Origin of the sequence: Pseudotabrizicola sediminis (assembly GCF_004745575.1) — a bacterium.
Classification (GTDB): Bacteria; Pseudomonadota; Alphaproteobacteria; order Rhodobacterales; family Rhodobacteraceae; genus Pseudotabrizicola; species Pseudotabrizicola sediminis.
Window position 1 is genome coordinate 172,259 of record NZ_RPEM01000001.1, and the last position, 12,884, is coordinate 185,142.

Here is a 12,884-nt window from a genome sequence, read left to right on the forward strand (position 1 = left end):
GCACGAAGCCGGCGTTAAGTTATTGAGGCAGGTTTCATACAGGCAAGAAACCTATCGAGCAGTGAAGCCTGTATACGCCGCTTGTCGCCGATGGCCAAGTTAAAAGTTTGAAAAGGTTCACAACCCAGCCTAGCCTACGGTCAAAGAAACCAAGGCTACGGGGGATTGTTGCCGGAATGGGACGAGATTTTTTCCACATCAGACAGGGATTTGTGCTGGCAGTCCTGCTCGCCTTCACGGCCGCTCCCGTCCAATCACAGGGCAGTGATTCTCCGGCCCATGGCATAGCTATGTATGGTGCCCCCGCCCTCCCCCCGGATTTTGTGTCGCTGCCGCATGTGAACCCCGATGCCCCCAAAGGCGGGCGCATCATCTTTGGCGAGTCGGGCAGCTTTGACTCGATGAATCCGTTTATCCTGCGGGGGCGTGCGCCCGCCGCAGTCTCGACCCTCACGGTCGAGACGTTGATGGGCCGGTCCTATGACGAACCCTTCACGCTTTACGGTCTTCTGGCCGAATCGATCACCACCGATGCGGCCCGGACCTACGCAGAATTTACCCTGCGTGAGGCCGCCCGATTCTCGGACGGCACGCCGGTCACGGTCGAAGACGTGCGCTGGTCGTTTGAGGTGCTGGGCACGCTTGGCAACCCGCGCTACCATACCGCCTGGGCCAAGATCGGCGCGACCCAGATCACCGGCCCCCGCTCGATCCGCTTCACCTTCAACACGCCCGACCGGGAACTGCCGCTGATTCTGGGCCTTCGCCCGATTCTGCAAAAGGCGCAGTGGGAGGGTAAGGCGTTCGACGACTCGACGCTGGAAGCCCCCATCGGATCGGGCCCTTACGTGGTGGATACGTTCGAGACCGGGCGCTATGTCAGCTACAAACGCAACCCCGACTGGTGGGGCAAGGATCTGCCGTTCAACCGGGGCCAGCACAATTTCGATGAATTGCGCACCGATTATTTTGGCGATGGCGGCGTGGTGTTCGAGGCGTTCAAGGGCGGGCTGATCACCAGCTGGCGCGAAACCAGCCCCGCCAAATGGGCCAGCAGCTACACCTGGCCCGAAGTGGCAAATGGCACCATCGTCAAATCAGAAATCCCGCACCAGCGCCCGTCCGGCATCGAAGGTTTTGTGATGAACACCCGCCGCGCGCTGTTTGCAGACTGGCGGGTGCGCGAGGCGATGATTCTGGCGTTCAACTTTGAACTGGCAAACCAGACCATCAACGGCGGGGCCAGCCCACGCATCCAGTCCTATTTCGGCAACTCACCGCTGGGCGCGCCCCCCGGCACCCCGGCAGAAGGCCGCGTGCTTGAACTGTTGGAGCCGTTTGCCGATACGTTGCTTCCCGGCGCGATCGATGGCTACACCCTGCCCGAAGGCGACGGATCAGAGGCCAACCGCCGCAACATCCGCGCCGCCACCAACCTGCTGGCCGAAGCGGGCTACACCATCGACGCAGGCGTGCTGAAAGACCCCGCCGGCCAGCCGGTGGCCTTCGAGATCCTGCTGGTGAACGGCGCCAATGACATGATCACCGCCGCCGACATCTATGTCGAAAGCCTGAAGCGCCTGGGCATCGCGGCGCGTGTCACCACGGTCGACAACGCGCAATACATCGAACGCACCAACACCTATGCCTTTGACATGACGCATTACATCCGCAGCCTGTCGCTGTCGCCCGGCAATGAACAGACGCTGTATTGGGGGTCGGCGGGCGTGACCCAACCCGGCACCCGCAACTGGATGGGCATGGCCTCTCCGGCGGCCGAGGCGATGATCGACACCATGCTGAACGCCCCCGATACCGATACCTTTGCAGCCGCAACACAGGCGCTGGACCGTGTGCTGACCACGGGTAGATATGTGGTGCCGATGTGGTATTCTAATATTTCTCGACTGGCGCACCGCAAAGAGCTGAAATTCCCCGCACGCTTGCCGCTTTATGGCGACTGGATCGGGTTTCAGCCAGAGGTCTGGTGGTATGAGCAGTAAACCAAGAAACAGGCCGACAGATGCGTAAACTTTCCCTGATGGCGGCCGCCGCCGCCCTAACACTCCTGACAGGCTGCGCCACGGTCGAAGGCATCGGCCGCGACATTTCCGGCGGGGCCAACCGTGTGGCGGGATGGGTCGGCTGACCCACCGGGTTCAACGCGGCGCGCGGGGTGCAGCGGTGCAAGAGGCGTATTTGGAAAAGGTGCAGCCCCCTGCGCGGGTTGCACCTTTGTGAAATACTCCCGCCGGAGGCGCCTGCCCTGTCACCATCCGAGCATCCGCAGATATCGCAGAGCGTTTCACATTGCGCCAACCAGCGCGGCGCTTTAGGCACAGATCATGTTGTCACACCTTGAAACCGGCCCCGCCCCGACCGTGCCTGCACCCTTCAACATGGCGCAGCACGTGCTGGCGCGCGCGGCGGACCGCTTGCCGGACAAGATGGCGCTGCGGATCATCACGCCATCAGCTGCGGAAGACTGGACCTACGACCGCCTGCACGGCGCGGTGCTGGGCTGCGCCGCCGGTCTCTTGGCCAAAGGGCTGGTTCCCGGCGACCGCATCCTGATGCGGCTGGCCAATCAGGTCGAGTTTCCCATTCTGTTTCTGGGCGCTCTGGCGGCGGGCATGGTGCCGGTCGCCACCTCGGCGCAGTTGACGCAGGCCGAGATCACCCCCATGGCCGCGCGCATCGCCCCGCGTCTGATCGTGGCCAGTGCGGGCGTGGCCCTGCCCGCAGGGCAGATGTGCCCGGTGATCACCGATGCCGATGTCCGCGCGATGGAAGACCTGCCCCCCACCGCGTTCCATATGGGCGACCCGGAGCGGCCCGGCTATATTATCTTCACCTCCGGCACGTCCGGCAGCCCGATGGCCGTGGTGCATGCGCACCGCGCCATCATCGCCCGCGCCATGATGCATGACGGCTGGGAGGGCCTGTCCGAGCGTGATGTGCTGCTGCATGCGGGTGCCTTCAACTGGACCTATACGCTGGGCACCGGGTTGATGGACCCTTGGTGCGTGGGGGCCACCGCGCTGATCCCCGGCGCGGGCACCAGTCCTGCCGACCTGCCGGGTCTGCTGCACGACTATGGCGCCACCATCTTTGCCGCCGCCCCCGGCGTCTATCGCCAGATGCTGCGCGCGCCATTGCGCCCCTTGCCACATCTGCGCCACGGGTTGTCTGCCGGCGAAAAGCTGAGCGCGGAGACACGCGCTGACTGGACCCGCGCCACAGGCACCCCGATCTGCGAGGCGCTGGGGATGTCGGAAATCTCGACCTTCATCTCGGAATCGCCCACACGCCCCGCGCCCGACGGGGCCACCGGCTTTGCGCAGACCGGGCGACGCATCGCCGCGCTTGGCCCTGATCTGGCCCCGGTGCCGCGCGGCACGCCCGGCCAGCTGGCAATCGACCGCCGCGATCCGGGGCTGATGCTGGGCTATCTGGATGCGCCGGATGCCACCGCCGCACGGCTGAAGGGTGACTGGTTCCTGACCGGCGATCAGGTGCTGATCGACGCAAGCGGGGCCATCACCTATCTGGGCCGTGATGATGACCAGATGAATGCCGGCGGTTACCGCGTCAGCCCGGTCGAGGTAGAGGCCGCAATGGCCCGCTTCCCCGAACTGCTGGAGGCGGCGGTGACCGAGGTGGAGGTCAGGCCCGGCGTGACCGTCATCGCCTGCTTCTACACCGCGGCCATCGCGCTGGATGACGCCGCACTTGCCGCCCATGCCGAAGCGCATCTGGCGCGCTACAAACAGCCGCGCGTCTTCCACCACCTGCCCGCCCTGCCGCGCGGGGCCAATGCCAAGCTCAACCGCCGCGCGCTGCGTGGCATGGGGGTCTCATGATCAAGCTCGACATCTTCTCCGACCCGGTCTGCCCGTGGTGCTATATCGGCAAGGCCAACCTTGACCGCGCGCTGGAAGCCGCCCCCGACCATCCGTTCGACATCGAATGGCATCCGTTCCAGCTGAACCCCGGCATGCCACCCGAAGGCGTGGACCGGGCCGAATATCTGGAGGCCAAGTTCGGCGGCAAGGCAAAGGCCGTAGAGATCTACGCCCGTGTGGAACAGGCCACCCGCGATGCCGGGCTGACAATCGACTTTTCCTCCATCGCAAAAATGCCAAACACCCTGAACGCCCATCGCCTGATCCATTGGGCGGGGCTGGAGGGGCGGCAGACCGCGATCGTCTCGGCCCTGTTCCGCGCCTATTGGCGCGAGGGGCGCGACATTGGCGATGCCGCCACCCTGACCGATATTGCGCAAGCCGCCGGGATGGACCGCGCCCTGACCCAGCGCCTGCTGGCCACCGATGAGGATACCGAGGCGCTCAAGGCCCGCGACATCCACGCCCGGCAGCGCGGTGTCACCGGGGTGCCCTGCTTCATCATCGGCAATCAATACGTGGTGTCTGGTGCGCAACCGCCGCAGGTCTGGGCCGATGTGCTGGCCGAACTGCGCGGGAGCGCACAGACCACAGGCCGTTAGCGCCGTGGTCGTCCCGTTTTGCGCGTGCTAGCGAAGCGCGGAAAGGACGACCCATGTCACACACCCACCCCCCGCAGCGCGCGCTTGGCCAGACCGAGTTCATCGCGCTGATCGCGATGCTGTTTGCCACCATCGCGTTTTCCATCGACGCGATGCTGCCCGCCCTGCCCGAAATCGCCGCCGAGCTTTCCCCCGATGCCCCCAACAATGCGCAACTGATCCTGACCAGTTTTGTCTTCGGCATGGGGATCGGCACGCTGTTTGCCGGGCCGTTGTCCGACAGCTTTGGCCGCAAGACGGTGATCGTCGGTGGCGCGCTGCTCTATTGCGGCGGGGCCTTGTTGGCCTATGTCGCGCCCACGCTGGAAACCATGCTGCTGGCGCGGGTGCTGCAGGGACTGGGGGCCGCTGGCCCGCGTGTGGTGTCGCTGGCTTTGGTGCGTGATGTGCATTCCGGGCCGCGCATGGCGCGGATCGTCAGCTTTGCGATGATGATCTTCACGCTGGTGCCCGCCGCAGCCCCCTTGCTGGGCCAATACATCATGGCAGGCTTCGGCTGGCGCAGCATTTTCCTTGCGTTCCTGCTGTTTTCGGCTGTGTCAGTGCTGTGGCTGACGATCCGCCAGCCCGAAACCCTGCTGCCCGCCGACCGCCGACCGTTCCGCGCAGGGCCGATCTGGGCCGCGTTGAAAGAGGTGCTGTCGCTGCGCAGCATCCGCCTGTCAATTCTGGCGCAAACCCTTGGCTTTGCAGCCCTGTTCGGCACCCTGTCCTCGACCCAGCAGCTGTTTGACCAGACCTATGGCCGCGCGGAGAGCTTTCCCCTGTACTTCGCGCTGATCGCGCTGATTTCCGGGTCATCTTCACTGCTCAACGCCTCGCTGGTGATGCGGCTGGGCATGCGGCGTCTGGTGCGGGTGTCGTTTGCCACGCAGATGTTGGTCTCGGCGGCGTTTGTCATCGCCTTCACCCTGAACCTCTGGCCAGCGCCCGAAGTGTTGGAGGTAGAGTTCGCGGCCTATCTGATCTGGACCATCGGCGTGTTCTTCATGGTGGGCATGACCATAGGCAATCTGAACGCCCTTGCGCTGGAACCCGTGGGCCATATCGCGGGCATGGCGGCATCGGTCACCGGGGCGCTGTCTACGGTGTTCTCGGTGATCCTCGCCGCGCCGGTGGGGCTCGCGTTCAACGGCACGCCGCTGCCCCTGATGATCGGCGTCACGCTGTTCACCGGGCTGGCCTATGCTGTGGCGCGCAGGCTGTGAGCCCTATTCGCAGGGACTGGAGCACAGATTTTCGCAGGGGATGCCGTCATTGTCGGCATCCCGCTGCCGATGACCGCAGACCAGCAATTTGTAGCAGGCCTCTTCACAGGAAGAGATCTGCTTGCAGGTCGTTTTGGCACAATTATAGCCCTGCGCCAGCCACAGGGATTGCGGCCCGTCGGATGGGGACGACAGATCGGCAAATAACGATGCAAGCGCCAGCGAAACGATAAGGGCAATTGACATAAGGCATCCGGTCAAGGGAGCGTGTTAACAATCGTTAACACTTTAGCCCTTTGGCCGCACGATCTTTTCCGCCAGATCGCGGGCAATTGCAAAGGCCCCCTTGATCCGGTCAGCTTCCGACTTCCAGTCGCGCAGCAGCACGATCTTGTTGCCTTGCACCTTTGCCCCCACGCCTTCGGCCTTGATGAAATCCACCAGTCCCGCCGGGTTGCCGAACTTGTCATTGTGGAACTGGATCGTGGCCCCCTTCGGCCCCGCGTCGATGCGGCTGATGCCTGCGCGCTTCGCCATCGCCTTGATCCGTACGATCAGCATCAGCGTGTTGACCTCTTTCGGCAGCGGGCCGAACCGGTCGATCAGCTCGGCGGCAAAACCCTCCAGTTCCACCTTGGTCGCCAGCCCCGACAGGCGGCGATAAAGGCCCAGCCGCACATCCAGATCGACCACGTAATCTTCAGGGATCATCACCGGCAGGCCAAGGTTCAGCTGCGGCGACCACGCATCATCAATCGGCGACAAGCCGTTGATCTCGCCCGATTTGATCTTGGCAATCGTCTCTTCCAGCATCTGCTGGTACAGCTCATAGCCCACCTCGCGGATATGGCCCGACTGCTCCTCGCCCAGCAGGTTCCCTGCACCGCGCAGGTCAAGGTCATGGCTGGCAAGGTTGAAGCCCGCGCCCAGATTGTCCAAGCTTCCCAACAGCTTCAACCGCTTTTGGGCCTGCGGTGTCAGCGGGCTGCGTGGTTTGGTGGTCAGGTAGCAATAGGCGCGGGTCTTGCTGCGCCCAACCCGGCCCCGGATCTGATAGAGCTGGCTGAGGCCAAACATATCGCCGCGATGGATGATCATCGTGTTGGCAGTCGGAATATCCAGACCTGACTCAACAATCGTGGTGGCCAGAAGCACATCGTACTTGCCGTCGTAGAACTGGTTCATCCGGTCATCCAGATCACCCGCCGCCAGCTGGCCATGGGCGATGACGTAAGTCACCTCCGGCACATGGGTGCGCAAGAAATCCTCGATCTCCGGCAAGTCGGAAATGCGCGGCACCACATAGAACGACTGCCCGCCCCGGAAGCGTTCACGCAGCAGCGCCTCGCGGATCGTCACCGTGTCGAACTCCGACACGTAAGTCCGGATCGCCAGACGGTCCACCGGTGGGGTCGCGATGATCGACAGGTCGCGCACGCCGGTCAGCGACAGTTGCAATGTGCGCGGGATCGGCGTCGCGGTCAGCGTCAGCACGTGGATTTCCGACCGCATCTCCTTGAGCCGTTCCTTATGACCGACACCGAAATGCTGTTCTTCGTCAATGACAAGCAGGCCAAGGTTCTTGAACTTCACCCCCTTGGCCAGCAGCGCATGGGTGCCGACCACGATATCCACTGTGCCATCGGTCATCGCGGCCCGTGTGGCATTCGCATCCTTTGTCGAAACAAACCGCGACAAGGGTTTGACCGTAATGGGAAAACCGCGAAACCGCTCGGCAAAGCTGCGGTAATGCTGGCGGGCGAGCAAGGTGGTGGGGCAGATCACCGCCACTTGCATTCCCGCCATGGCGGCGACAAAGGCGGCGCGCATCGCCACTTCGGTCTTGCCGAACCCCACATCGCCGACCACCAGCCGGTCCATCGGGCTGCCCTTTTCCAGATCGGCCACCACATCGGCAATGGCCGACAGCTGGTCATCGGTTTCCTGATAGGGAAAGCGCGCGGCAAAGGCCTCCCAGATCGAATGCGGTGCCTCCAGAATCGGCGCGTGGCGCAGGGCGCGTTCGGCAGCGATCCGCATCAGGCGGTCGGCAATCTCCTTGATCCGCTCTTTCAGCTTGGCTTTTTTCGCCTGCCAGGCCCCGCCGCCCAGACGGTCCAAGAGGCCTTCTTCATGGCCATAGCGGGACAAAAGTTCGATGTTCTCGACCGGCAGGTAAAGCTTTGCGCTGTCGGCATATTCCAGCGCCACACAGGCATGCGGTGCCCCCAGCGCCGTGATCGTCTCCAACCCCAGATAGCGGCCGACGCCATGTTCGACATGCACCACCAGATCGCCCGGCGTCAGCGTATCAACCTCGCGCAGGAAGTTGTCGGCCTTGCGTTTCTTGCGCGGCTTGCCGACCATCCGGTCGCCCAGCACATCCTGTTCGGAAATCACCGCAAGGCCCGGTGCGGTGAACCCCGACTCCAAAGCCCAGACCAGCAGGAACACCCCGCCGCGCCCTTCGGGCACCTCGCGCATGTCGCGGATGCGCTTGGCGCCGCGAACGCCCTGATCCTGCAACAAGCCTTCCAACCGCTCGCGCGCGCCGTCTGACCAGCTCGCAATCACCACCTGAGCGTCCTCGCGCACTGCGCGAAGATGATCGGCCAAAGACCCGAACAGGCTGACAGATTCCATCTGGCGTTCTGGCGCGAAATTGCGCCCCTGCCGCCCGCCAGCATCCAGCATGCCCGGGCCGGGGCTTTGCGCAAAGGGCGACAGCTGCACCACGCGGTGGTGGGCCACCGCCGCCTCCCAGCCCGCGTCATCCAGATACAACAACCCCGGCGCGGCAGGCTTGTACACAGTATCCAGCCGCCCCTTCACGCTCATCGCCTCGCGCCGGGAATCGTAGGCATCGTCAATGCCTTCCCAGCGGGACAGGCGCATCGGCGTCACCTGATCGTCCAGCATCACCGATGCCTCCGGCAGATAGTCGAACAGCGTCTCAAGCCGGTCATGGAACAGGCCCAGCCAATGCTCCATCCCCTGATGCTTGCGCCCGGCACTCACCGCCTCGTACAGCGGATCATCTGAGCCGCCGACGCCGAATTCGATGCGATAGGCCTGCCGAAACCGGGTGATCGACGCCTCATCCAGAATGACCTCGGACACCGGCGACAGATCCACCGCCGTCAGTTTCTCCACCGTCCGTTGCGTCACCGGATCGAACCTGCGCAACCCGTCCAGCACATCGCCGAAGAAATCCAGGCGCACCGGCCCCGGATGCCCCGGCGGATAAATGTCAATGATCCCGCCACGCAGCGCGTAATCACCCGCCTCGGCAACCGTCGACACCGGCGAAAACCCCATGCGCGACAAAAACCCCTTAAGATGCGCCTCATCCACCCGCTTGCCGACCTGTGCGGTGAAACTGCTGGCGGCCACGGTCGCGCGCGACGGCACCCGTTGGGTGGCCGCATTCACCGTGGTCAGCAGCACAAACGGCCCCGGCATCCCGGCGGTCAGGGCCGCCAAAGTTGCCATCCGCCGCGCCGCGATATCGGGGTTGGGCGACACCCGGTCATAAGGCAGGCAATCCCATGCCGGGAAATCGAGCACCACCGCCTGCGGGGCCAGCACCGACAGCGCCGTGCGCATCGCCTCCATCCGCTTGTCATCGCGGGCGACGTGGATCACCGGCGCGCCACGCGCCAGTTCGCGCGCCAGAAGCCGGGCGTCAAACCCTTCGGGCGCGCCGCCCAGAACGATACGGTCGGGGGAGGATGTCTTGCTCATGGCCGCCTTACCTACGCCCCTTTGCCCGCCCGTCAAGGGCGCAACCCCGTCAGGTGATGTTCTGATACATGCCAAACAGCGCCGTGACGAAGATCGCGATCATCCCGATCAGCTGGGTGACAAAACGGTGCCGCATCAGCAGCCGCACCAGCGCGGTTCCTGCCGGGGCCTCGGCCTCGACCCGCAGGGCCAGCCGCAGGGTCAGGTAGCCCACCAGAACCATCGGCGCGAACATCAACAGCACCGCCTGCGCGAACTCCACCCCGTACAGCGCCGCCAGCAAGCCCAGAATGGTCAGCATGAAGCAGACAAAGCCGATTACCCACATGCCGCCCCGGCGCGAGATATACAGCATCCGCCGGGCATTGATTCCAGCCAGCATGGCCAGATCATCGGCCGCCCCTTCATCCTGCCGCCGGGCGCGAGTGATCAGGTCAAAGGGCACCCCCATCACCCAATGGCTGACTGATGACCACAGCACCGCCAAGGCGATCCAGTACCACAGGCTGGAAAACGACCGCATGTCGATCAGCAGTAAAACAAGGGTATACCATTCCAAGACCGGCGCACCTTTTGCCTGATATCACGCTCAAGGCTTGCAGCCCCGCGCCTTTCCATGGCAGGCAAGACCAAAAGCTGCAAGCCCCCGAGACTGTAACCAAACCAGATGCGAGCCCTGCCATGCGCCTGACCGTTGCCCCGACGCCCATCTCCCGCTTTCGCCGGTTGCGCAAATCCGCCAGCCTGCGGGCGCTGGCGCAGGAAACCACGCTGTCGGTGAATGATCTGATCTGGCCGGTCTTTGTGCGCGATGGAAACAATCTGCGCGAACCCATTGCGTCGATGCCAGGGGTTGAACGGCGGTCGGTCGATCAGGTGGTGCGCGCGGCGGAAGAGGCGGCAGAATTGGGCATCCCGGCGCTGTGCCTGTTTCCCTATACCGACCCCGCAAAGCGCACCGAAGACTGTGCCGAGGCGTGGAACCCCGACAACCTTGCCAACCGCGCCATCCGCGCGATCAAGGCGGCGGTACCCGAAATTGCGGTAATGACCGATGTGGCGCTGGACCCCTACAATGCCCATGGCCATGACGGGCTGGTGCAGGACGGTTGCATCCTGAATGACGAAACCATTGAAGCGCTGGTGAAGATGTCGCTGGCGCAGGCCGAGTCCGGCGCCGATATCCTTGGCCCTTCGGACATGATGGATGGCCGCATCGGGGCCATGCGCGCGGCGCTGGAGGCGGCAGGCCACAAGGATGTGGCGATCATGTCCTATGCCGCGAAATACGCGAGCGCCTTCTATGGTCCGTTCCGCGATGCGGTGGGGGCCACTGCGGCACTGAAGGGCGACAAGAAAACCTATCAGATGAACCCCGCCAACAGCGACGAGGCGATGCGCCTGATCGAACGTGATCTGGCCGAAGGCGCCGACATGGTGATGGTCAAGCCAGGCATGGCCTATCTGGACATCATCCACCGCGCCAAGACCATCTTCGGCGCGCCGACCTATGCCTATCAGGTGTCGGGCGAATACGCGATGATCAAGGCCGCCGCCCAGAACGGCTGGATCGACGGCGAAAGGGTGATGCTGGAAAGCCTGATGGCCTTTCGCCGGGCCGGATGCGACGGGGTGCTGACCTATTTCGCGCCCGAGGCCGCAAGGGCAATCCGGGATGGACGCGCCTGATCGGCGATCTGTCGCCAAGACCGTGATCGCCACATGACAATTGTTCACAAACCCGCTATATGTTGTGGGAACGGGCCAGCAGAGCCCCAATCGGCCCCCGCGGCCACACGAGGCAGAGGCGACAGGATATGACAACAGCACACGGATTTTCCAGACGGGCCTTCCTTGGCGCGACAGGGGCCACCGGCCTTCTGGCCGCCTGTGGCAATGGTGTGGGCAGCAATGGCGCAGCCCAGATCGATGCGCGGGTGGTGTCGACCGAACAGTATCTTTACAGCAGCTTTCCGGGCACCCGCGATCTGGCCAGCCGGGCCGCGGGCGTGCTGATCATGCCGCTGATCACCGAAGCCGGGCTGATCTATGGCGGCGGCTATGGTCGGGGGGCCTTGCGGGTCAACGGGGTGACGGTGGATTACTATTCCGCCACCCGCGCGACATTCGGGTTGCAGATCGGCGCGCAGCAATATGCCCATGCGCTGTTTTTCATGACCGAAAGTGCCTTGGGCCAGTTCCGCCGCAGCCCCGGCTGGGCGGCGGGGGCCGATGTGCGCTATGCCACCCCGGCGCAAGGCGCGTCGATCGGCAAGGAAACCACCGAGATTGAACCGGTGATCGCGCTGGTCTTTGGCCAGCAGGGCTTCATCGCCGGGGCGACGCTGACGGGCGTGAAGTACAACCGCATCATCCCCTGAGGGCCGCGCCCGCCGCAGGCCACAAGTGCCTCCGGCGGGAGTATGTCTCAAGAAGCACTGCCGCCGGGGCTCAGCGCAACCGGCGGATCAGGCTGCTGGTGTCATTGCGCCCGCCGCCCATGCGCTGGATGTCCTTGTAGAACTGGTCCACCAGTGCCGTCACCGGCAGCGAGGCCCCGATGTCATTGGCCGTCGCCAGACAGATCCCCAGATCCTTGCGCATCCAGTCCACCGCAAAGCCATGGTCGAACTTGTCTTCCAGCATGGTCTTGTAGCGGTTCTGCATCTGCCACGACCCGGCCGCGCCCTGGCTGATCACCTCGATCACCGCTTCGCCATCTAGGCCCGCCTTTTCGCCAAAGGCCAGCGCTTCGGACAGGCCCTGCACCAGCCCGGCAATGCAGATCTGGTTCATCATCTTGGCAATCTGCCCGGCCCCGGACTCGCCCAACCGGCGGCAAACCCTTGCATAGGCGTTGATCACCGGTTCGGCGCGGTCGTATTGGTCTTGCGACCCGCCGCACATCACCGACAGCGCGCCGTTTTCGGCGCCCGCCTGCCCGCCCGAGACCGGTGCGTCGACAAAGCCAAGGCCCGTTTCGGTCGCCAAAGCCGCCATCTCGCGCGTGACCTGCGCCGACACCGTGGTGTGATCGACAAAGACCGCGCCCCGCTCCATCCCGGCAAAGGCCCCGTCCGCCCCGGTGCAGACGCCGCGCAGGTCGTCGTCATTGCCCACACAGGCAAACACGAAATCCTGCCCCACCGCCGCCTCACGCGGGGTTGCCGCCGCGCGTCCGCCATGTTTGGCCACCCAGGCGTCGCGCTTGGCGGGGCTGCGGTTGTAGACCGTCACCTCATGCCCTTTGGCCGCCAGATGGCCCGCCATCGGAAACCCCATCACGCCCAATCCCAAGAATGCTACCTTTGCCATCACATGCCTCCCTTCGCATTGCTCTTTTGTCTGCAGTGTCTTAGGTATCA

At 64.1% G+C, this 12,884-nt stretch carries 11 protein-coding genes; 7 read left to right on the forward strand and 4 right to left on the reverse strand.

Going from position 1 to position 12,884, the window contains the following annotated elements:
- The first annotated feature begins 176 nt into the window (after window positions 1-176).
- From EEB11_RS00815 to EEB11_RS00830, 5 genes are all read left to right on the forward strand, one after another.
- Window positions 177-2,003: an extracellular solute-binding protein gene (locus EEB11_RS00815; RefSeq protein ID WP_135428499.1), complete on the forward strand. Its 1,827-nt coding sequence runs from the start codon at window positions 177-179 to the stop codon at window positions 2,001-2,003.
- 20 nt (window positions 2,004-2,023) lie between these two features.
- The gene (locus tag EEB11_RS19735) at window positions 2,024-2,149 is read left to right on the forward strand and encodes an entericidin (protein WP_210114908.1); all 126 of its coding nucleotides are present in this window, start codon (window positions 2,024-2,026) and stop codon (window positions 2,147-2,149) included.
- 196 nt (window positions 2,150-2,345) lie between these two features.
- On the forward strand, window positions 2,346-3,863 hold the full coding sequence (locus tag EEB11_RS00820) for a class I adenylate-forming enzyme family protein (protein WP_135428501.1): 1,518 nt from the start codon (window positions 2,346-2,348) through the stop codon (window positions 3,861-3,863).
- The gene (locus EEB11_RS00825) at window positions 3,860-4,507 is read left to right on the forward strand and encodes a DsbA family oxidoreductase (RefSeq protein ID WP_135428503.1); all 648 of its coding nucleotides are present in this window, start codon (window positions 3,860-3,862) and stop codon (window positions 4,505-4,507) included. The genes EEB11_RS00820 and EEB11_RS00825 overlap by 4 nt, the downstream gene beginning before the upstream one ends.
- Before the next feature lie 53 nt (window positions 4,508-4,560).
- Window positions 4,561-5,775, forward strand: coding sequence for a multidrug effflux MFS transporter (locus EEB11_RS00830; protein WP_135428505.1), 1,215 nt, complete (start codon window positions 4,561-4,563; stop codon window positions 5,773-5,775).
- Between the two features lie 3 nt (window positions 5,776-5,778).
- Here EEB11_RS00830 and EEB11_RS00835 read toward each other — a convergent pair whose 3' ends face one another.
- From EEB11_RS00835 to EEB11_RS00845, 3 genes are read right to left on the reverse strand one after another with little or no spacing between them, the layout of a single operon-like run.
- Window positions 5,779-6,021: an excalibur calcium-binding domain-containing protein gene (locus tag EEB11_RS00835; RefSeq protein ID WP_135428507.1), complete on the reverse strand. Its 243-nt coding sequence runs from the start codon at window positions 6,019-6,021 to the stop codon at window positions 5,779-5,781.
- Window positions 6,022-6,063: 42 nt separating this feature from the next.
- Entirely contained in the window at window positions 6,064-9,519 is a 3,456-nt protein-coding gene (gene mfd, locus EEB11_RS00840) for a transcription-repair coupling factor (protein ID WP_135428509.1), read from the reverse strand.
- 49 nt (window positions 9,520-9,568) lie between these two features.
- Window positions 9,569-10,078, reverse strand: a complete 510-nt coding sequence (locus EEB11_RS00845) for a component of SufBCD complex (RefSeq protein ID WP_245298718.1) — start codon at window positions 10,076-10,078, stop codon at window positions 9,569-9,571.
- A gap of 122 nt (window positions 10,079-10,200) precedes the next feature.
- On the opposite strand from EEB11_RS00845, the gene hemB reads away from it, so the two are divergent.
- Together hemB and EEB11_RS00855 are read left to right on the forward strand one after the other, a co-directional pair.
- Window positions 10,201-11,208 (forward strand): porphobilinogen synthase, encoded by a 1,008-nt coding sequence (gene hemB / locus EEB11_RS00850; protein WP_135428511.1) that lies wholly within the window; start codon window positions 10,201-10,203, stop codon window positions 11,206-11,208.
- Between the two features lie 128 nt (window positions 11,209-11,336).
- Window positions 11,337-11,900, forward strand: a complete 564-nt coding sequence (locus EEB11_RS00855; RefSeq protein ID WP_135428513.1) for a lipid-binding SYLF domain-containing protein — start codon at window positions 11,337-11,339, stop codon at window positions 11,898-11,900.
- A gap of 70 nt (window positions 11,901-11,970) precedes the next feature.
- On the opposite strand, the gene EEB11_RS00860 is transcribed toward EEB11_RS00855, so the two are convergent.
- Entirely contained in the window at window positions 11,971-12,834 is an 864-nt protein-coding gene (locus EEB11_RS00860; RefSeq protein ID WP_135428516.1) for an NAD(P)-dependent oxidoreductase, read from the reverse strand.
- Window positions 12,835-12,884 lie beyond the last annotated feature (50 nt).